The organism is Agromyces sp. Y182 (genome assembly GCF_059445385.1).
The window spans coordinates 550,655-569,424 of record NZ_JCAIUF010000001.1; the positions used below are offsets into that span (position 1 = coordinate 550,655).

Consider the following 18,770-nt stretch of genomic DNA (forward strand, 5'->3'; position numbering starts at 1 on the left):
ATGCCTCAGGAGCATCCGGATGCCGAAGGGGGAGGTCAGGTGGCGAGTGAGATATCTGCCTCGAGATGGTCGCGGATCTGATCGACGAGCTGCTGGCGCGCACCGAGCAGTACCGGCTGCGTGCCCGCGCCGCTCGTGCGCACCGTGAGTTTCGGATGCGCCGCCGGGTCGACGCGGGCTGCGACGAATTCGGCGAGGCGATCGCCACCCGCGTTGCCGGTCGGGCCGCCGAGCACGATCATCGACGGGTCGAGGATCGCGAGCAGCGGATTCACGGCGAGGATGACGCGGTCGGCGAGCGCCGAGAGCGCGGCGCCATCATCCGCGAGTCGGGGCAGCATCGCGGCGAGCGACTCGCCGTCGGTACCGCCGAGCAGCTTCGCGACGGCCGGACCGCCCAACAGGTCGGTGAAGTCGTTCGCGGCCGGCGCGAGCGTGGCAGCGGTGCGCGGCACCGCGAGGTATCCGATCTCGCCGGCGCCGCCGGATGCACCGCGGTGGACCGTGCCGCCGAGATCGACGCCGACGCCGAGCCCGTCGCCGATCCAGAACAGGGTGAAGCTCGCGGCGTCTTGGGCAGCGCCGGCCGATCGCTCGGCCATGGTTGCGAGGTTCACGTCGTTGTCGATCGTCACCTGCAGCCCGAGCGCCTGCTCGATGCGCCGACGCGCGCCCACCGCCGGCCACCCCGGCAGCGTGTCGGTGAACGAGAGCTCATCGCCGTCGACGAAGAACGCAGCCTGCACGCCGATCACGACGCGACTGACCGAGGACTCATCGATGCCGGCGGCCGCGCACGCGGCACGGACGGCGGCGCGCACGTCGCCCTCGGGGCTGCGGTCGGCCACCTCGGTCGCGATTTGCACGATGGGGTGCTCGTGGTCGACGGCGTCGACGACGACGGCCTCGATCGATCGCTCGAGGATGGAGATTGCGACGCCCGTGATGCGGTCGGTGCGAACGCCATAGGTGACGGCGTTCGGCCCTCGACCGCCCGAGAGCTCGCCGACCGGGCGGATCAGGCCCACTCGCTCGAGCCGCGTGAGCATCTGCGACGCGGTCGGCTTCGACAGCCCGGTGAGTTCGCCGAGGCGTGATCGGGTGAGCGGACCGTGTTCGAGCAGGAGGCGGAAGGCGGCGCGGTCATTGCGTGCCGCGAGCCACGTCGGGGTGCCCGGATCGATCTGGTTCATTTCATCCGCCTCTCTGTGTCGGTCATTTGTCGCTGGTCGTCACTCTATCTGAAAACATTCTTTACTGATTGCGGCCTCACCGCCGGCCTCACCCGCCGCTCCGCACCTCGTCTCGTAGCTGCCCGAGCCGGTCGGGATCGGCCGCCGCCTCCAGCAGGGTCTTCGTGTAGTCGTGCTGCGGATCGAGGATCACGCGCTCGGCCGCGCCGCGCTCGACGATCTCGCCGCGGTACATCACGAGGATCTCGTCGGAGAAATGCCTGGCGGTGGCGAGGTCATGCGTGATGTAGAGCACCCCGAGCTGCTCCTGGCGCTGCAGCTCGGCGAGCAGGTTCAACACCTCGAGCCGGATCGAGACGTCGAGCATCGAAACCGGCTCGTCGGCGACGATGAATCGCGCCCCGGGCGCCAGCGCCCGCGCGATCGCCACCCGCTGGCGCTGCCCGCCTGAGAGCTCGTGCGGCCGCCGCTCGGCGAAGCGCGACGCGGGCGTCAGTGCCACCCGTTCGAGCAGCTCGTACGCTCGCTCGCGCGCCTGGCGGCCGGTGAGGCTCGGATGGTGGATGCGCACCGGCCGCTCCACGTGATGCAGGATCGTGTGGAACGGGTTCAGCGAGCCGAACGGATCCTGGAAGACCATCTGCACATCGCCGCGGTATCGGGCGAGGCCCGCGCCGTGGTTCGCGCTGCGTTCGCCGTCGAGCAGCACCCCGCCCGAGCTCGGCGTCTCGAGTTTGGCCATCATGCGCGCGATCGTCGACTTGCCCGAGCCGCTCTCGCCCACGAGCGCCACGGTGCGGCCGGGCTCGAGGGTGAACGAGACATCCCTCACTGCGCGCAGGGTGCGCACCTGGAACCCGCTCCGGAGCCGGAAGTTCTTGACGAGGTGGCGCGCTTCGAGACTCGGCGACCGATCACCGACGGCGCTCATGCCGCACCCCCTGCAGCCTCGATGCCGCGTCCGGTGCCGGCTTCGATGCCGCCGCCCGTGCGCACGAAGTCGCCGCGCTCGCCGCGCAGGCTCGGAAAGCTCGCGAGCAGCCGTTTCGTATAGGCGTGACCGGGCGAGCGGTAGATCTCCTCCGCGCTGCCCTGCTCGACGATCTCGCCGTCGAGCATGATTGCGATGCGATCGCTGATCTCGATGAGCAGCGGCAGGTCGTGCGTGATGAAGATCACCGCGAAGCCGAGTCGCTCGCGCAGCCGCATGATCTCGCGGATGATGCCGCGCTGCACCACGACGTCGAGGGCCGTGGTCGGTTCGTCCATGATCATCACCTGCGGATCGAGGGCGAGCGCCATCGCGATCATCACGCGTTGGCGCATCCCGCCCGATAGCTCGTGCGGAAAGCTCGAGAGCCGCGAAGGGTCCACGCCGACGAGAGAGAGCAGCTCAGCGCTGCGCGACTCGCGCTCGGTCCGCCGCATGCCCGGGCGATGCGTCGTGAACACGTCGTGGAGTTGCTTGCGCACGTTCATGACGGGGTTCAGCGAGTTCATCGACCCCTGGAAGACCATCGACACCTTGTTCCAGCGGAACGACCGAAGCGCCTCGCCGTCGAGCGCGACCACGTCGATGTCCCGAGCGGATGCATCGTGGAACACCACCTCGCCGCCGGTCATGAGTGCTGGCGCCTTCAGAAGTCGGTTCAGCCCGTAGGCGAGGGTCGTCTTGCCGCAGCCCGACTCCCCCGCCAGCCCGAGGATCTCCCCGCGGTGCAGGGTCAGCGACGCCCCGCGCACTGCCTTCACCGGCGGGTCGACCTCGTACTCGATCGAGACTTCGCGTGCGGTCAGCACGGGTTCAGCGGTCATGGTCATGCGAACGCTCCTGTGTCGGCGATGCCCTTGCCGGCCTTCGCGGCCTTGCGCTGGCGCTTCGCGTTCTCAGGCGCGAGCCTGAGTTTCGGGTTCACGACCTCGTCGATCGCGAAGTTGATGAGTGAGAGGCCGGCGCCGAGCGCCGCGATGATCAGGCCCGGTGGCACGAACCACCACCAGGCTCCGGTGCCGACGGCTTGGCCGGTCTGCGCATCGTTCAACATCGTGCCGAGGGTGATCGAGCCGGTGGGGCCGAGGCCGAGATACGACAAGCCGGCCTCGCCGAGCACCGCGAAGATGATGCCGAAGATGAACTGCGCGGCGAGCAGCGGCACGAGGTTCGGCAGGATCTCGACGAAGATCACCCGCATCGGCTTCTCACCGGCCACGCGCGCCGCTGCGACGTACTCGCGGGTGCGCAGCGACTTCGCCTGGGCCCGCAGCACGACGGCCGAACCCGCCCAGCCCGTGATGCCGAGCACGAGTGCGACGAGCAGTGAACTTCTCGCGAGCGGTCCGAGCCCCTCGCTGTTCTGCACGTAGGCGGCGATGACCATGACGAGCGGCAGTCCGGGGATCACGAGCATGATGTTCGTGAACAGCGTGAAGAGCTCATCGAGCACGCCGCCGAAGTAGCCCGCGAGCACTCCGAAGACGACCGCGAGCACGAGGGCGACCACGCCCGCGACGACGCCGATGAAGAGCGAGCCCTGCGTGCCCCACGCCAGTTGCGAGAAGACGTCGTAGCCGAGCTTCGTCGTGCCGAGCCAGTGCTCGGGGCTGGGCGGCAGCAGCGCGGGGTTGTCGGAATCGCGCGGGGGCTGGGCGATCAGCGGGCCGAAGATGCCGAAGACGACGATCAGTCCGACGATGACGAGGCCGGTGATGAGCTTGGCCGAACGGCTGGGCAACAGGTGCCGGAACCGCCCGCCGCGAGTGGCGGCAGCGACGGCCATGGCCGAGGTCGCCGTCGCCTCGCGCGCGGCCTCCCTCGCGGCCTCGGCCGTGGCCGGCGCCTGGAACGGCGTGGGATCGGCGTTCTCGTCGAGACCGCCGGGGGCGAGGTCGAGCGTGCGCTGCGAGTCATCCATTGTGTCGTACCCTCGGGTCGATGAAGCCGTAGACGAGGTCCATGATGAAGTTGGCGGCGAGCACCGTGAGGGTGATCACGAGGAACACGCCCTGCATGAGCGCGTAGTCGAGCCCCTGCACCGCCTGGATCATGAGCTTGCCGATGCCCGGGTAGCTGAACACCTGCTCCATGACGATCGATCCGGCGACGACGAAGCCGAGCGCGATGCCGAAGCCCGCGAGGCTCGGAATGGCGGCGTTGCGTGCCGCGTACTTCGTGCGCACTCGCCGCGGGGTGAGGCCTTTGGCCTCGGCGGTCACGACGTAGTCCTCCGACATCGTCGAGACCATCATGTTGCGCATGCCGAGGAGCCACCCGCCGACCGACGAGAGCACGATCGTGATCGCCGGCAGGATCGCGTGGTAGATCGCGCTGCCGACGAACGCCCAGCTGAGCTCGGGCCCCGCCGGGAACCCGAACACGTCGTAGCCGCCGACGATCGGGAACACGCCGAGCTGCACCGCGAAGACGGCGACGAGCACGAGCGCGAGCCAGAAGTACGGAATCGACTGGAAGACCGTCGTGATCGGCACGAGGTGGTCGAGCCAGGTGCCGCGCCGCCACCCCACCCATGCACCGACGATGATGCCGAGCAGGAATGAGATGACGGTCGCGACACCGACCAGGACGATCGTCCACGGCAGGGCGCTCGCGATCAGGTCGGCGACCTGGGCCGGATACCTCGTGGAGGAGACCCCGAGATCTCCCTGAAGCAACCGGCCCCAGTACGCGAGGTATTGGTCCCAGAGACTCATGTCCTTGCCCGCGCCGAGGATCGAGGTGATCGCCTCGATCGTCTCCTCGGAGAGCGGGCGACCGCCGCTGGCACGCCGGAGCTTGCCGAGCATGATCGCGGCGGGGTCGCCCGGCAACAGCCGCGGCAGCATGAAGTTGAGCGAGATCGCCGCCCAGAGGGTCACCAGATAGAAGGCGACCCGCCGAAGGTAGAAGCTCATGTCGCTGCCGTCCTCAGGGTTGGGAAGGTTCGTTCCACGGGACCGGTGGCGTTACTTCGCCGGCGTGAGGTGCGCGAGCACGATCGCGTTCGCCACCGCGAGGTACGGCAGCGGAGCGGCGTACAGGTCGTCCTCCGTGGGCCAGCCCGAGAACTTCTCCGTGTTGAAGAACGACTGCGAGGCGTTCAGCACCACGGGGATGTAGGGCAGGTCGCGGGCGATCTCGGTCTGGATCGTCGCGTAGGCGGCCTTCTTCGTGGCCTCGTCCTGCGTCGCGCCGGCGGCGAGCACCGCGGCATCGACTGCCGGGTTCACGTAGCGGGAGTAGTTCTGTCCGTTCAGCGGGCTCTCGCCGGCCTTGACGGTCGAGTTCCCGGCGAAGTACTCGTGATAGTTCGAGTACGGGTCGGCCACGAGGCTCTGGGCGAGCCCGTAGAGCGCCATCTGGAAGTCGCCGGCCTGGACAGGGGTCCAGTACTCGGCGTCGGAGACCGTACGGGCATTGATGCGGATGCCGGCGTCCGCCGCCTGCTCCGAGATGAGCTTCGCCGCGTCGTTGTAATCGGTCCAGCCGTCGGGCGAGAACAGATCGATCTCGAAGGCCGTGCCGTTCTTGCCGTAGAACCCGTCGGAGTCCTTCGAGTAGCCGGCGGCTTCGAGGATGGCGCCGGCTTCGGCGGCATCCGATTCTTGCGGGCTCGTCGTGAACTCGGGGTCGCTCAGCCACTGCTCGTCGCGCGGTAGCAGCATGAACGACGGGGAGGACTCGCCGGCGAGACCGGCGAACGCCTTCTCGCGGATCGTGGTGCGATCGATCGCCGCGTTGATCGCCTGGCGCACGGCCGGGTCGGTCTGCGGCCCATCGCAGCCGAGGTCGGCGTTCGCGCACGTCATGATCGTCGTCGGGTCCTGCTGCAGGTTCAGCGTGGTGATGTCGCCCTTGCCGGTGACGGCATCGGGGTTCGCGATGAACTGGCCGACCCAGTCGATCTTGCCGGTCGTCAGCAGGTCTTGCGCCGACTGGTTCGAATCGAGTCCGAGGTACTGCACCTCCTCGACCGCGGGCGCTCCGTCGCGGAAGTGCTCGTTGCCCTCGAGCGTGTAGGCGGCCTCGGAGAAGCTCTTCAGCACATACGGGCCCGACCCGACGGGCTCGGGGTTCGTCTCGGCCATGAAGTCGTCGATGTCTTCCCAGATGTGCTTCGGGAGGATGTAGGTTCCGCCGAGCGTGAGCGATGCGCTCGTGAATTGCGGCTCGGTGTAGGTGAGCACGACGGTCGTGTCATCGGTCGCCTCGGCCGAGATGAACTGCTCGCCCTTGTTCGAGCCGTAGCCGAAGGTGAACGCGACGTCGTCGGCGGTGAGGTCTTCGCCGTCGCTCCACTGCTGGTCGGGTTTGATCGTGACGGTGAGGGTCTTGCCGTCTTCGCTGTACTCGTAGGTGTCGCCGACGAGGCCGACGGGCGCGTCGGCCGAGACCTGGTTGAAGAAGAAGAGCGGCTCGTAGATCGCGCCGAACGTGGCGTGCACGGCTGTGTCGGCGGAGAACGGATTGAAGTTGTTGTTGATGGGGGTGGTGCTGCCCGCCCAGACGCGGAGCACGGAGGCGTTGCCGCCGTCGCCTCCCGTCGAGGGCGTGCACCCGGACATTCCCAGGGCGAGTGCGGCCGCTCCGGCGGCGAGTGCCACCGCGAGGGAGCGTTTGGTTCGAGTCATCTCCGGCATTCCTCTCGTGCTTCGTTGCGTGGAAGGTGGTGCAGTGGTGGTGTGACGCCGCCTGCAGAATCTCAGTGCGTGGCGTTACTGGAAGTGACCCTAACAGAAAAGATAGTAACTAGAAACAAGTCATTCAGTTTCTGTTTCCCGCGCGTTTCCCCGCTGATTCGGGGAGGTGAACGACGCCGGGCGCACGCAGATCGCCCCGTCTCGGAACCCGAGACGGGGCGATCGAGGAGCGCCGGTGGGGAGCTACTTCACGATGAGCTCGGCGAGCGCCGCCAGCTGCGCCGGGTCCTCCAGCGCGGAGCCGACGGCGATCGTGCGCACGCCGCGGTCCAGGAACTCCTGCGCGTTCGAAGCATCCATGCCTCCCGTGGCGACGAACCGGGCGCCCGGGAACGGGCCGGCCATCGCGGGGAACCAGGCGGATCCGAGCAGCGACGCCGGGAACGCCTTCAACCACGTCAGTCCCGCTGCCATCGCCGACTGCACCTCGGTCGCGGTCGCCACGCCCGGCAGCGGCGGCAGCCCGGCTTCGGCCGACGCGCGCGCGACGAGCGGGTCGAAGCCGGGGCTCACGGTGAAGGCCGCGCCGGCGGATGCCGCGAGCTCGACATGCCGGGTGGAGACCACGGTGCCCGCTCCGACGAGACGGCCCGCCGCTCGTCCGGCGGCCGCGACGACCGTGAGTGCTTCGACGTCGGCAACGGACTGGATCGGCAGCTCGACCACGTTGATGCCGAGGCTCCATGCCCGCTCGGCGAGTTCGAGGCTGCGTTCGGCGCCCAGACCTCGGAAGATCGCCATGAGCGACTGCCCTTCGAAGATCTCGTCGAATCGGGCGTTGTCGATGCTCATCACGTGGCGCTCCTCGAGGTGGCTGCTGTGCGGGGGAAGTCTGCGGTGTCGCCGAGTACGCTCACGGCTCGGGCATGCCCGGCGGCGAGCCGATCGTCGGGGTCTGCGCCGGCGAGCAGCGCGGCGAGGTAGCCGGCCGCGAAGGCGTCGCCGGCGCCAACGGCCTCGACGACTTCGACCGATCTCGCGGGCACGTGGGTCTCGCCCGGGATATCAACGAGCCCGGTCGACGCATCGACGGCGCGCGCCCTGAACTCGGTGGCGCCGACATCGCCATCTTTCACGACGAGGAGCGCGGGTTCGGGAAGCAGCGCGCGCACCTCGTCGGGCGTCGCCGTACCCCAGAGCGTCTCGGCCTCGTCGAGGCCGACGAAGACGAGGTCGGCGCGCGAGGCGAGCTCTCGAAGACGGGATGCCGCGACATCCGCGGGCCAGAGTGCGGGCCGGTGATTGACGTCGAAGCTCAGCATGGCCGGTGACGCGGCGACGCGCGCGAACAGCTCGTCGACGAGTGCATCGCACGATGCGGAAAGCGCCGGGGTGATGCCGCTCACGTGCACGACCCGCGCCGAGTCGAGCGGCAACCCGTCGAGGAATGCCGGCGCCATTCGCGAGGCGGCAGAGCCCGCGCGGTAGTACAGCACGCCGCGGCCGGGATCCTTGAAGTACACGCCGGTCGGGGCTTCGGAATCGACCTCGACCCAGCGAGTGTCGACGCCGCGCCCGCGCAGGTGCCGCACGACCCGGCGACCGAGGGCATCATCGCCGATTCGGCCGACCCATGCGGCCCGGCGGCCGAGTGCGGCGAGGTGTGCGGCGACGTTGGCCTCGGCGCCGGCCGTGTCGACGTGGAAGTCTTCAGCCGACTCGAGCGGTTGGGCGAGCGCCGGCGTGACGAGCGCCATGGTCTCGCCGAGGGCGACGACCTCGGGCAGCGGCGGTGCAGTGGTCACGAGCTCTATGCTGACTGGTGTGCACGGACGGTGCAAACGCGTTGCAACATGCGCAACGTCAATCGACGTTGGAGGTATGAGGATGCCGCGGAGCGCGAAGCTCGCAGAACTCGGAGACGAGCGGCTCAGTGAGGTCGACAAGGGGCTGCCCGCCCGGGCCGCAGGCCTCACCGTGCGCGACTTCCTCGCGACGGGGCCGCGACTCGCCGAGTTCTGGACCCCGCTGCTCGCCCTCGACGACCGAGCCCTCGCCCGCAACGCAGCCGTGATCCAGAGCTGGTGCGACGACCGCGGGCTCGAGCTCATGCCGCACGGCAAGACCACGATGTCGCCGGCGCTCTGGCAGCGCCAGCTCGACGCCGGCGCGACCGGCATCACGCTCGCGACCCCGGGCCAGGTGCGAACGGCGCGTGCGTTCGGCGTGACGTCGATCATGCTTGCGAACGCACTCGTCGCGCCGGCAGCCCTCGCGTTCATCGCCGCCGAGCTCGCCGACCCCGGCTTCACGTTCCATGTGTGGGTGGACTCCCTCGAGACCGTCGAGGCGATGGAGCGGGGCCTCGCGGATGTCGCACTCCCCCGCCCCATCGACGTGCTCGTCGAACTCGGCGCGGCGGGCGGCCGCTCCGGCGCGCGCGGCGTCGACGAGGCCGCTCGCATCGCCGAACGGGTCGCCGCCTCTGCGGTGTTGCGCCTCGCGGGCACAGCCGGATACGAGGGCAGCCTCGGACACGACCGATCCCCCACCGCGCTCGCCGCCGTACGCAGCTACCTCGCCGAGATGCTCGAGCTGCACGGGCGCGTGCGTGCGCTCACCGACGGCCCGCTCGTCGTCACCGCCGGCGGCAGCGCCTACCTCGACCTCGTCGCCCAGGTGTTCGCTCCCGCGACCGCCGCAGAGTCGTCGTCGACCCCGAGCCCGACCCCGAGCCCGACGTCGACTCGCTGGATCCTCCGCTCGGGCGCCTCGCTCGTGCACGACGACGGCTTCTACCGCGGCATCTCTCCGCTCGACGGGCGGCTCACTCCCGCCATGCGCGGCTACGCACGGGTCGTCTCCCGCCCCGAGCCAGGTCTCGCCCTGCTCGACGGGGGCAAGCGCGACTTCCCGTACGACGAGGGGTTGCCCGTGCCGTTCGGCGTCACGGCGGCACCCGGTGGCGTCGAGCGGACGCTCGCCGCGGCATCCGTCACCGCACTCAACGACCAGCACGCCTACGTGCGCTCGGATGCCCCGCTGCCGGTCGTGATCGGCGAGGTCGTCTCGCTCGGCCTCTCGCACCCGTGCACGGCGTTCGACAAGTGGCGCTTCATCCCGGTCGTCGAGGGCGGCGGCTCCGACCGCGTCGTCGAGCTCGTGCGCACGTTCTTCTAGGAGTCAGCGATGTCCGTGCTCATTCGCCCTGTGCTCACTCGCCCAGTGCTCATTCGAGACGTGATCGTCGTCGATGCCGACGGCGTGGGCTCCGGGGCATCCGATGTGCTCATCGATGGCGAGCGCATCGTGCGCATCGCACCGACCGGCAGCCTCGATCGCACCGCCGTTCGAGGCGCGCTCGTGATCGACGGCCGCGGCCGCCTGCTCATGCCCGGATTCATCGACGCCCACTCGCACGCCGACGGCCGGCTGTTCGACCCCGAGGTGCAGCTCGGGCTGCTTCGGCAGGGCGTCACGACCGTCATCGGCGGGCAGGACGGCGTGTCGTACGCACCTGGCACGGGCGAGTACGCCGCCGAGTACTTCGCGGCGATCAATGGCGCGCATCCCTCGTACCGGGGCGGCGGGGTCGGCGCACTGCTCGCGGCCTACGACGGCGCGACCGCGCTGAACGCCGGGTACCTCGTGCCCGCCGGCACCGTGCGCTTCGAGATCATGGGCCGGTCGACGGATGCCGCTTCACCCGCCGAACTCGATCGCATGCGCACCCTCGTGGCCGACGGTCTCGCGGCCGGTGCCCTCGGGCTCTCGACCGGACTCGACTACACGCCAGGCATCTTCGCGTCTACCGACGAGCTCGCTGCGCTCGCGGCACCGGTGGCCGACGCCGGCGCGGTGTACGTGTCGCACATGCGCGGCTACGAGCACAACTCGGCGGCGGGCATCGCCGAGGTGGCGGCGATCGCGCTCGCGTCGGGCGCTCGGGTGCACGTGTCGCACTTCCACGCCGAACCGCAGCTCGTGCACGGATTGCTGTCGGGGCTCGCCGACGCGGGCGTCGACGCGAGCTTCGACGCGTATCCCTACAGTCGCGGGTGCTCGATCCTCGTGATGCCGATCCTGCCCGCCGCGCTCACCGTGCGCCCGGTGGACGAGGTGGTCGCGGTTCTCACCGACCCCGCAGGGCGCGCGCGGCTTCGCGAGGAGTGGTTTCCCACCATCAGCTGGCACGCGAGCCTCGGACCCGACTGGCCCTCGATGCTCACCCTGGCACACATCGCCGCCCCGGCCTACGAGTGGGCGCACGGCCTCACGATCGCGGAGGGTGCGGCTGCGGCATCCGCTCGCGCTGGTTCAGGTTCTGGTTCCGGCACCCGCGCCGACCTCGACGCGATCGAGTTCGCCCTCGACGTGCTCGTCGCGTCGCGGCTCGAGGTCAACGTCGTCATGGCGGTGCAGCACGAACGCGGCGACGCTGGACTCGCCGAGATCCTCGCTCACCCGGCCGCGACCGGGGGCTCCGACGGCATCTTCCTCGGCAAGCATCCGCACCCCAGGGCGCGCGGCTCGTTCTCCCGGTACCTCTCGCTCCTCGTGCGCGAGCAGGCGGCGCTCGGCTGGGCGGATGCCTCGGCGCTCGTGTCGGCACGCGCCGCCGCGCGGTTCGCGCTCGGCGACCGCGGATTCGTGCGCGAGGGCCACCTCGCCGACCTCGTGCTCGTCGACCCCGATGCGGTGCGCGCGGCCGCCAGCTACGACGAACCGCTCGGCCTCGGGGTCGGCATCGACGACGTCCTCGTCGCTGGTGTGCCGGTGCTGGCAGGCGGCGAGCTCACCGGGGCGACGCCCGGCCGGGGCATCCGTCGCGCCACCGCCCGTCGAGTAGCGACGAAGGAGCGTATCGAGACCCAGCCGTCCGAGAGCGTCTCGCCGGGGCTCGATGAACGGCTTCCTTCGCCGGCTGAGACCCGACCGACGGACTTCGGCGAGGACGACTGACATGTCGCAGAGCGTGAAACGCGCGGCACGCATCATCGATGCGATCGCCGCCGACCCGCGCACCGTCGCCGAGCTCGCCACGGCCTTCGAGCTGCACCGATCGACGATGTTCCGCGAATTGCAGGCACTCGAAGAGGTGGGCTGGGTTCGCAAGCTCGGCTCGGGCCGCTATACCCTCGGCACGCGGCTCGCCGCGCTCTCGAGGGAGTCGCTCGAATCGCTCGACCTGCGAGAGGTCGGAGCTGAGCACGTGCGCCGGCTGCAGCGCCGAATCGGGAACACCGTACACCTCGCGGCGCTCATGGACCGCTCGATCGTCTACGTCGACAAGGCCGAGAACGAGTCCGGCGTGCGCATGTACTCGCGCATCGGCCGCGCCGTGATCCCGTACTGCTCGGCGGTCGGCAAGGCCATCCTCGCCGACCTCGACGCCGCGGGCCGTGACGCCGTGCTCGCCGGCGTCACCTGGGAGCGCCACACCGACCACACGATCACGACGCGGGAGCGCCTCGACCACGAACTCACCCTCGTGAGCGCGCGCGGCTGGGCCACCGACGACCGCGAGTTCGAGGCGTTCGTGAACTGCGTCGCCGTGCCGATTCGCTCGTCGATGGGTATCGTCGGAGCGCTCTCGGTCACTGCGATCCGCATGGTCGCCGACCTCGAGCGATTGAAAACCGACCTGCCCGCGATGCGCGAGACGGCCGAGCTCATCGCACGCGAACTCGGTTGAGTGAGCGGATGCCGCGGCATCCGCTCACCTGGAGCCCACCACCCCACACCACCACCACCGAGTTGCCCGAGAATGTACAAAGACGGGCAACTCGAGAACATCGTCACACAGGAGGAAACATGTCCAAGATCGCCGTCACTCTCTCGAACGCCCCGAAGCCCGCCGGCCCGTACAGCCACGGCGTCGTCGCCAACGGCTTCCTCTACACGGCCGGCTTCGGCCCGCAGGATCCGGCGACCGGGGAGGTCGTGGCAGGCGGCGCCGCAGAGCAGACCCGGCAGGTGCTGCGCAACATCGGCGCGGTGCTCGCCGAATACGACCTGACCTTCGACGACGTCGTGAAGGTCACGGCACACCTCGAGGATCTCGCGGACTTCGCCGAATACAACGTGGCCTACGCGGAGTTCTTCACCGAGCCCTACCCCGTACGCACCACGGTGGGCTCGCGCCTCGCGAACATCCTCGTCGAGATCGACGTCGTCGCGGCGATCCCGCAGCCCTGAGTCCAGGCGCCCGCCCACCGTTCCCAGCGAGCCCGAGCCCGAGCCGGAGCCCGAGCCGACCTCTGCCCCGTTCGTAATTCAGGTCGGGAGCGGCGTGTCGCACGCTGTGCGCGGCGTGTCGCGGTCGCGACACACCTCCCGACCTGAATGACGCACGAGACGGTCGCCGAATTGCGCACGCGACGCTCAGCGCATTGCGAGCGGACGCTCGCGCGCAGAGGATTGGCCGGCCCCGACGGGACCGGCCATTGGCGCACGACGACGTCGGGCTAGACGCGCGCGGGCACCTTCGCCGCCACGAGCTCCGCGATCTGTACGGCGTTCAGCGCCGCACCCTTGCGCAGATTGTCGTTCGACACGAAGAGCACGAGGCCCTTGCCGTCTGGCGCTGACTGGTCTTGCCGAATACGACCGACGTAGCTCGGGTCGGTGCCGGCGGCCTGCAGCGGCGTGGGCACGTCGGAGAGCTCGACGCCCGGGGCATCCGCGAGCAGCTCGGTGGCGCGCTCGGGCGTGATCGGGTTCGCGAACTCGGCGTTGATCGAGAGCGAGTGTCCGGTGAACACGGGCACGCGCACGCAGGTGCCGGCGACACGCAGGCCGGGCAGCTCGAGGATCTTGCGGCTCTCGTTGCGCAACTTCTTCTCTTCGTCGGACTCGTAGTCGCCATCGTCGACGATCGACCCGGCGAGCGGGATCACGTCGAACGCGATCGTGCGCGGGAACTTCACGGCTTCGGGGAAGGTGACGGATGCCCCGTCGTGCACGAGCCCGATCGTGTCTTGGGCGACGGCGGCACGGGCCTGCTCGAGCAGTTCCTCGCCACCGGCGAGCCCTGCGCCGGAGACGGCCTGGTAGGTGCTCACGATGAGTCGCTCGAGACCCGCTTCTTCGTGCAGCACCTTCAGCACCGGCATCGCGGCCATCGTCGTGCAGTTCGGGTTCGCGATGATGCCCTTGACGGCGTCGTCGATCGCGTGGGGGTTCACCTCGCTCACGACGAGCGGAACGTCGGGATCCATACGCCAGCCGCTCGAGTTGTCGATCACCGTGACGCCGGCAGCGGCGAACCGGGGTGCCTGCGCCTTCGAGAGCGTCGCACCGGCGGAGAAGATCGCGATGTCGAGGCCGCTCGGGTCGGCCGTCGAAGCGTCTTCGATGACGATATCGTCACCTTTCCACGGCAGCGTCGAGCCCGCCGAACGCGCCGAGGCGAAATAGCGGATCTGCGCGACCGGGAAGCCCCGCTCCTCGAGCAGCTTGCGCACGACTGCGCCGACCTGGCCGGTCGCGCCGACGACGCCGATGTTCACTGCGTTGGTCATTTGCTCTTCCTCATTCCCGGCCGGATACCTCAGACGCCGCCCGTGCATCACTTCCAGTTTGTATGACATCGACCGCTGTGGAGGACGAACGAGTCCCCGGGCGTCCTATACAGGCAGGATCGTCCTCCAAAGCGGCAGGAATTCGGTGAGCGGATGCCGCGGCATCCGCTCGATCGCAGCTCAGCGCCCCGTGCCCCCGTGCACGATCGCGTCGTCGTCGCCGTCGAGCTCGAACGCCGTGTGCACAGCGCGTGCCGCGGCGTGCACGCTGTCGGCGCGCGTGACGACCGAGATGCGGATCTCGCTCGTGGAGATCATCTCGATGTTGATGCCCGCCGCGGAGAGCGCCTCGAACAGACGCGCCGAAACGCCGGCGGCCGAACGCATCGCGGCGCCCACGAGCGAGAGCTTGCCGATCTGGTCGTCGTACTGCAGCGAGAGGAAGCCGATCGCCTCTTGCGCGCTCGCGAGCGCCGTGAGGGCCCGCTCGCCGTCGGACTTCGGAAGGGTGAACGAGATGTCGGTGCGCCCGGTCGAGGCGGCCGAGACGTTCTGCACGATCATGTCGACGTTCGCGTTCGTGCCGGCCACGATCTTGAAGATCTTCGCTGCAACACCCGGCTTGTCGGGCACGCCGACGACCGTGATCTTCGCCTCGGTCAGGTCGACCGCGACACCGGCGATGACGGACTCTTCCACAGCTTCTCCTTCGGGCAGGCGCGCGGGGTCGTAGACGATGGTCCCCTCGCTGTTGTTGAACGACGAGCGCACGTGCAGGGTCACACCGTGGCGGCGTGCGTATTCCACCGCGCGGATGTGCAGGACTTTGGCTCCGGATGCCGCGAGCTCGAGCATCTCTTCACTTGTGACGCGGTCGAGCTTGTGCGCCCTCTTCACGATCCGCGGGTCGGAGGTGAACACGCCGTCGACGTCAGTGTAGATCTCGCACACGTCGGCGCTGAGCGCGGCTGCGAGGGCCACGGCCGTCGTGTCGCTGCCACCGCGGCCGAGGGTCGTGATGTCGCGGGTGTCACGGTTGAATCCCTGGAATCCGGCGACGATCACGACCGCGCCGTCGTCGAGCGCTTCGCGCAGGCGCACCGGAGTGACATCGACGATGCGGGCGGCACCGTGCGTGGCATCCGTGATCATGCCGGCCTGGCTGCCCGTGAAGGAGCGCGCGTCGTGGCCCATGCTCTTGATCGCCATCGCGAGGAGCGCCATGGAGATGCGCTCGCCCGCGGAGAGCAGCATGTCGAGCTCGCGCGGCGCGGGAATCGGCGTGACCTCGCCCGCCAGATCGAGCAGCTCGTCGGTCGTGTCGCCCATGGCTGAGACCGCCACGACGACGTCGTTGCCGGCCTTGCGAGTCTCGACGATGCGCTTCGCGACCCGCTTGATGCTCTCGGCGTCGGCGACGGATGACCCGCCGAACTTCTGCACGATCAAGCTCACGTGGTCTCCTGGGGATGGTCTCGCTGGCAGCCGCTCGAGCGGCCGGCGCCGGAAGAACCATCATACGGCGGGCCGCATACGCGCCCGGATATGTGACGTTCTGCGGGGCGACGATAGCGTGGGCACATGTCGGAGGCACTCGAGGGCTGGTCGGAGTTCAACGTCGCGATGGTCGGGGCGACGGCCGCCCTTGCCGGCCTGCTCATCGTCGCGATGTCGGTGAACATCGCGACGATCATGACGTCGGTGACGCTGCCGCCGCGCGCGGCTACCTCGATCGCGGCCCTCGTGCTGGCGATCGCCGCCGGCGCATTCGGGCTGATCCCGGGCCAGCCGATCGTCGCGTACGGCATCGAAGTGCTTGTCGCGGCCCTGCTTGCCGCCATCTTCCAGGTGCATGCGATCCGAGTGGTCATGCGTGAGGACCATGTCTCGCTGATCGAACGAATGGGCAAGGCCATCGCGGGCGTGCTGCCGGTCGGCGCGTTCCTTCTCGGTGCCGTGCTCGTCATCGTCGGCACGGTGGAGGCCGGGCTCATCGCGATGGCCGTCGGGTCGGTGCTCAGCATCATCGCCGCGCTGCTCATGGCCTGGGTGGTGCTCGTCGAAGTGCTGCGCTGAGTGCACTGCCGCCGCCGACGACGGATGTCTCGATCAGCCCTTGCGCGGCCTCGGCATGTACCACTCGGTGAACTCGGTGGCCCGGCCGTCCGGCGCGAGCCGGATGATCCAGAGGTTCAGGTAGTCCTTCTCGGCCGGATACTCGGTGCGGCCCTGCACGACGACGAAGCCGTCGTCTTCGTGCACGATGTGCCAGTCGAAGGCCCACGTGCCGGGCTCATCGAGATCTTCGACCCACCCGGCGACGATCGCCGCACGCCCCGCTCGCGGCTCGGAGTCGGGACTCGTGAGGTACCGCGCATCGTCGGTGAAGAGCGCTCCGATCTGCCCCGGGTCGTTCGATTCCCACGCCGCGACGTACCCCGCGACCCACTCCGCGCCTTTGCTCGCCATGCCCCCGTTCTATCCCGGGTGGGTTGGAGCGTCAAGGGTTACTCCGCATGGTGCCGGTCGCGCGCCGCGTCGGCGCTGTGCTAGCGTCTTGGCGATCGTGATCCGTCGGCAGGAGGTGAGACCCATGAACGCAGTATCCACAGTGGGCGCTCCCTTGCAGTCCACGATCTTGCGACTGAGGTAGTCGTCACTGGGAGCGCCCGTCACGCAATTCGCGAAAGGCGACTCCCATGAACACAACACCTTCTTCATCTCTGCAATTCACCTCGACGACTGGCTCCGCCCGATCGAGCTCCGACCAGGATCAGCCGCGGGTCGACGCCACATGGCGGGTGCCCGCCGCGGGCGAGCGAGCGTTGGTGCTCGGCGGCGGCGGCTCGACCGGCAACGCCTGGCTGATCGGCGTCCTCGCCGGCCTCTTCGATGCCGGGCTGGACGTGACCACAGCCGACCTGACCATCGGCACGTCGGCCGGCTCGACGGCCGCGGCCCAGATGGCCGGCGCGACCCCGACCGAACTGCTCGCCGCCATCCTCGCCGCTGCGCCCCAGCAACAGACCAGGCCGGTCGGATCCGACCGAAGGCGCGCTCCGAACAAGCCGGTGGCCGACCACCTGGAGCGGGTCGGCAACATCATCGCCGCGGCTTCGGATGGGGCCGACATGCGCCGCAGAATGGCCGCGGCCGCACTCGAGATGGATGCGGCGTCGGACGGCTCCTGGCAATCGCAGTGGCGCGCCACCGTCGCCTCGCGGCTGCCCGGTCAGCGCTGGCCGGAACGAACGGTGCTCATCACCGCGGTCGATGCCCAGACCGGTGAACCGGTCGTGTTCGACCGTCACAGCGGTGTCGACCTCGCGGACGCCGTCGCCGCCAGCTGTGCCAGCGGACTCCCCTACAAGATCGGCGGCGACCGGTACATCGACGGCGGCTACCGATCCAACGCCGAGAATGCCGATCTGGCAGCCGGATACGCACGCGTGCTGGTGTTGTCACCATTCGGCGGCCGAACATTGGCGCCGCTGGAGTGGGAAATGCATCTCGCAGCACAGGTCGACGAGCTCCGTGCGCGCGGCAGCAGAGTCGAGACGATCTTCCCCGACAGCGACTCCGAGCACATGTTCGGCGCCAATGCGATGGACGGGTCGCTGCGTCCGCCCGCTGCGCGGGCTGGTTACGACCAAGGCAGAGCCCTCGCGGAGCAGCTCACCGAATTCTGGCGCTGACTCCGAATGCCGCCGCTGACCGACTCACTCCGGTGGCCGGCGGCGGCATCCGCGCCAGCACGCCCCCGCGCGCGCGTCGCGCTCGCGGCGTTCGCGCACGCACGCACACCATGCACCAGGACAGCGGGTCAGGTGACGACGCGGCGGCCTTCGAATGCTCGGCCGAGGGTCACTTCATCGGCGTATTCGAGGTCGCCGCCGACCGGCAGACCCGACGCGAGTCGTGTCACGCGGATCTCGAGGGTGGTCAGCAGGCGGCTGAGGTACGTCGCGGTCGCCTCGCCCTCGAGGTTCGGGTCGGTCGCGATGATGACCTCGGTGACGGTGGCGTCGGCGAGGCGTTGCATCAACTGCCGGATGCGGAGCTCGTCGGGGCCGATGCCGTCGATCGGGCTGATCGCGCCGCCGAGCACGTGGTAGAGCCCGCGGAACTCGCGGGTGCGTTCGATGGCGACGACGTCTTTCGCCTCTTCGACGACGCAGATCAGCGCCGGGTCACGTCGCGGATCGCGGCAGATGAGGCAGGTCGCCTCTTCGGAGACGTTGCCGCAGATCTCGCAGAACCGCACCTTGTCGCGGATCTGCAGGAGGATCTCGGCGAGCCGGGTGACGTCGAAGTGCTCGGTCTGCACGATGTGGAACGCGATGCGCTGCGCCGACTTCGGGCCGATGCCGGGAAGTCGCCCGAGCTCGTCGATCAGTTCTTGAACGATGCCTTCGTACAC

At 69.2% G+C, this 18,770-nt stretch carries 18 protein-coding genes; 6 read left to right on the forward strand and 12 right to left on the reverse strand.

Annotation, left to right across the window (positions count from 1 at the left end):
- Positions 1–35: 35 nt before the first annotated feature.
- The 8 genes from AC1C2R_RS02500 to AC1C2R_RS02535 all read right to left on the reverse strand — a co-directional run bounded on the left by AC1C2R_RS02500 (position 36) and on the right by AC1C2R_RS02535 (position 8,632).
- On the reverse strand, positions 36–1,193 hold the full coding sequence (locus AC1C2R_RS02500; protein ID WP_495378834.1) for an ROK family transcriptional regulator: 1,158 nt from the start codon (positions 1,191–1,193) through the stop codon (positions 36–38).
- Between the two features lie 88 nt (positions 1,194–1,281).
- Positions 1,282–2,124: an ABC transporter ATP-binding protein gene (locus AC1C2R_RS02505; RefSeq protein WP_495378835.1), complete on the reverse strand. Its 843-nt coding sequence runs from the start codon at positions 2,122–2,124 to the stop codon at positions 1,282–1,284.
- A complete protein-coding gene (locus AC1C2R_RS02510; protein ID WP_495380363.1) occupies positions 2,121–3,008 on the reverse strand; it encodes an ABC transporter ATP-binding protein in 888 nt (295 codons plus the stop codon). Before AC1C2R_RS02510 ends, AC1C2R_RS02505 begins: the two co-directional genes overlap by 4 nt.
- A 2-nt stretch (positions 3,009–3,010) precedes the next feature.
- Positions 3,011–4,105 (reverse strand): ABC transporter permease, encoded by a 1,095-nt coding sequence (locus tag AC1C2R_RS02515; protein ID WP_495350970.1) that lies wholly within the window; start codon positions 4,103–4,105, stop codon positions 3,011–3,013.
- The gene (locus tag AC1C2R_RS02520) at positions 4,098–5,102 is read right to left on the reverse strand and encodes an ABC transporter permease (RefSeq protein ID WP_495350971.1); all 1,005 of its coding nucleotides are present in this window, start codon (positions 5,100–5,102) and stop codon (positions 4,098–4,100) included. Before AC1C2R_RS02520 ends, AC1C2R_RS02515 begins: the two co-directional genes overlap by 8 nt.
- Positions 5,103–5,153: 51 nt before the next feature.
- On the reverse strand, positions 5,154–6,818 hold the full coding sequence (locus AC1C2R_RS02525) for an ABC transporter substrate-binding protein (RefSeq protein ID WP_495350972.1): 1,665 nt from the start codon (positions 6,816–6,818) through the stop codon (positions 5,154–5,156).
- 252 nt (positions 6,819–7,070) lie between these two features.
- On the reverse strand, positions 7,071–7,679 hold the full coding sequence (locus AC1C2R_RS02530; protein WP_495350973.1) for a bifunctional 4-hydroxy-2-oxoglutarate aldolase/2-dehydro-3-deoxy-phosphogluconate aldolase: 609 nt from the start codon (positions 7,677–7,679) through the stop codon (positions 7,071–7,073).
- Positions 7,679–8,632, reverse strand: a complete 954-nt coding sequence (locus tag AC1C2R_RS02535; RefSeq protein ID WP_495378836.1) for a sugar kinase — start codon at positions 8,630–8,632, stop codon at positions 7,679–7,681. The genes AC1C2R_RS02530 and AC1C2R_RS02535 overlap by 1 nt, the downstream gene beginning before the upstream one ends.
- A gap of 82 nt (positions 8,633–8,714) precedes the next feature.
- Between AC1C2R_RS02535 and AC1C2R_RS02540 the strand changes: the two genes are divergently transcribed.
- From AC1C2R_RS02540 to AC1C2R_RS02555, 4 genes are all read left to right on the forward strand, one after another.
- A complete protein-coding gene (locus AC1C2R_RS02540; RefSeq protein WP_495350975.1) occupies positions 8,715–10,007 on the forward strand; it encodes a type III PLP-dependent enzyme domain-containing protein in 1,293 nt (430 codons plus the stop codon).
- Between the two features lie 9 nt (positions 10,008–10,016).
- Positions 10,017–11,789: an N-acyl-D-amino-acid deacylase family protein gene (locus AC1C2R_RS02545; RefSeq protein WP_495378837.1), complete on the forward strand. Its 1,773-nt coding sequence runs from the start codon at positions 10,017–10,019 to the stop codon at positions 11,787–11,789.
- Between the two features lies 1 nt (position 11,790).
- Positions 11,791–12,522: an IclR family transcriptional regulator gene (locus AC1C2R_RS02550; protein ID WP_495378838.1), complete on the forward strand. Its 732-nt coding sequence runs from the start codon at positions 11,791–11,793 to the stop codon at positions 12,520–12,522.
- 119 nt (positions 12,523–12,641) lie between these two features.
- Entirely contained in the window at positions 12,642–13,025 is a 384-nt protein-coding gene (locus AC1C2R_RS02555) for a RidA family protein (RefSeq protein ID WP_495350978.1), read from the forward strand.
- A 269-nt stretch (positions 13,026–13,294) separates the two neighbouring features.
- Here AC1C2R_RS02555 and AC1C2R_RS02560 read toward each other — a convergent pair whose 3' ends face one another.
- Both AC1C2R_RS02560 and AC1C2R_RS02565 read right to left on the reverse strand, forming a co-directional pair.
- Entirely contained in the window at positions 13,295–14,350 is a 1,056-nt protein-coding gene (locus AC1C2R_RS02560; RefSeq protein WP_495350979.1) for an aspartate-semialdehyde dehydrogenase, read from the reverse strand.
- A gap of 180 nt (positions 14,351–14,530) precedes the next feature.
- Positions 14,531–15,805: an aspartate kinase gene (locus AC1C2R_RS02565; protein ID WP_495350980.1), complete on the reverse strand. Its 1,275-nt coding sequence runs from the start codon at positions 15,803–15,805 to the stop codon at positions 14,531–14,533.
- A 126-nt stretch (positions 15,806–15,931) separates the two neighbouring features.
- Between AC1C2R_RS02565 and AC1C2R_RS02570 the strand changes: the two genes are divergently transcribed.
- Positions 15,932–16,426, forward strand: coding sequence for a hypothetical protein (locus AC1C2R_RS02570; protein WP_495378839.1), 495 nt, complete (start codon positions 15,932–15,934; stop codon positions 16,424–16,426).
- A gap of 33 nt (positions 16,427–16,459) precedes the next feature.
- Here the strand turns inward: AC1C2R_RS02570 and AC1C2R_RS02575 are convergent, their stop codons facing one another.
- Positions 16,460–16,819, reverse strand: coding sequence for a nuclear transport factor 2 family protein (locus AC1C2R_RS02575; protein WP_495378840.1), 360 nt, complete (start codon positions 16,817–16,819; stop codon positions 16,460–16,462).
- A gap of 230 nt (positions 16,820–17,049) precedes the next feature.
- Here AC1C2R_RS02575 and AC1C2R_RS02580 point away from each other — a divergent pair, with 230 nt between their 5' ends.
- The gene (locus tag AC1C2R_RS02580) at positions 17,050–18,045 is read left to right on the forward strand and encodes a patatin-like phospholipase family protein (protein ID WP_495378841.1); all 996 of its coding nucleotides are present in this window, start codon (positions 17,050–17,052) and stop codon (positions 18,043–18,045) included.
- 128 nt (positions 18,046–18,173) lie between these two features.
- Here the strand turns inward: AC1C2R_RS02580 and recR are convergent, their stop codons facing one another.
- On the reverse strand, positions 18,174–18,770 hold the full coding sequence (gene recR / locus AC1C2R_RS02585) for a recombination mediator RecR (RefSeq protein ID WP_495350984.1): 597 nt from the start codon (positions 18,768–18,770) through the stop codon (positions 18,174–18,176).

Bases quoted from the DNA above. Each gene is read 5' to 3' on its own strand.
- AC1C2R_RS02500 (WP_495378834.1), bottom strand. From the start codon at position 1,193: ATGAACCAGATCGATCCGGGCACCCCGACGTGGCTCGCGGCACGCAAT.
- AC1C2R_RS02505 (WP_495378835.1), bottom strand. From the start codon at position 2,124: ATGAGCGCCGTCGGTGATCGGTCGCCGAGTCTCGAAGCGCGCCACCTC.
- AC1C2R_RS02510 (WP_495380363.1), bottom strand. From the start codon at position 3,008: ATGACCGCTGAACCCGTGCTGACCGCACGCGAAGTCTCGATCGAGTAC.
- AC1C2R_RS02515 (WP_495350970.1), bottom strand. From the start codon at position 4,105: ATGGATGACTCGCAGCGCACGCTCGACCTCGCCCCCGGCGGTCTCGAC.
- AC1C2R_RS02520 (WP_495350971.1), bottom strand. From the start codon at position 5,102: ATGAGCTTCTACCTTCGGCGGGTCGCCTTCTATCTGGTGACCCTCTGG.
- AC1C2R_RS02525 (WP_495350972.1), bottom strand. From the start codon at position 6,818: ATGACTCGAACCAAACGCTCCCTCGCGGTGGCACTCGCCGCCGGAGCG.
- AC1C2R_RS02530 (WP_495350973.1), bottom strand. From the start codon at position 7,679: ATGAGCATCGACAACGCCCGATTCGACGAGATCTTCGAAGGGCAGTCG.
- AC1C2R_RS02540 (WP_495350975.1), top strand. From the start codon at position 8,715: ATGCCGCGGAGCGCGAAGCTCGCAGAACTCGGAGACGAGCGGCTCAGT.
- AC1C2R_RS02545 (WP_495378837.1), top strand. From the start codon at position 10,017: ATGTCCGTGCTCATTCGCCCTGTGCTCACTCGCCCAGTGCTCATTCGA.
- AC1C2R_RS02550 (WP_495378838.1), top strand. From the start codon at position 11,791: ATGTCGCAGAGCGTGAAACGCGCGGCACGCATCATCGATGCGATCGCC.
- AC1C2R_RS02555 (WP_495350978.1), top strand. From the start codon at position 12,642: ATGTCCAAGATCGCCGTCACTCTCTCGAACGCCCCGAAGCCCGCCGGC.
- AC1C2R_RS02560 (WP_495350979.1), bottom strand. From the start codon at position 14,350: ATGACCAACGCAGTGAACATCGGCGTCGTCGGCGCGACCGGCCAGGTC.
- AC1C2R_RS02570 (WP_495378839.1), top strand. From the start codon at position 15,932: ATGTCGGAGGCACTCGAGGGCTGGTCGGAGTTCAACGTCGCGATGGTC.
- AC1C2R_RS02575 (WP_495378840.1), bottom strand. From the start codon at position 16,819: ATGGCGAGCAAAGGCGCGGAGTGGGTCGCGGGGTACGTCGCGGCGTGG.
- AC1C2R_RS02580 (WP_495378841.1), top strand. From the start codon at position 17,050: ATGAACACAACACCTTCTTCATCTCTGCAATTCACCTCGACGACTGGC.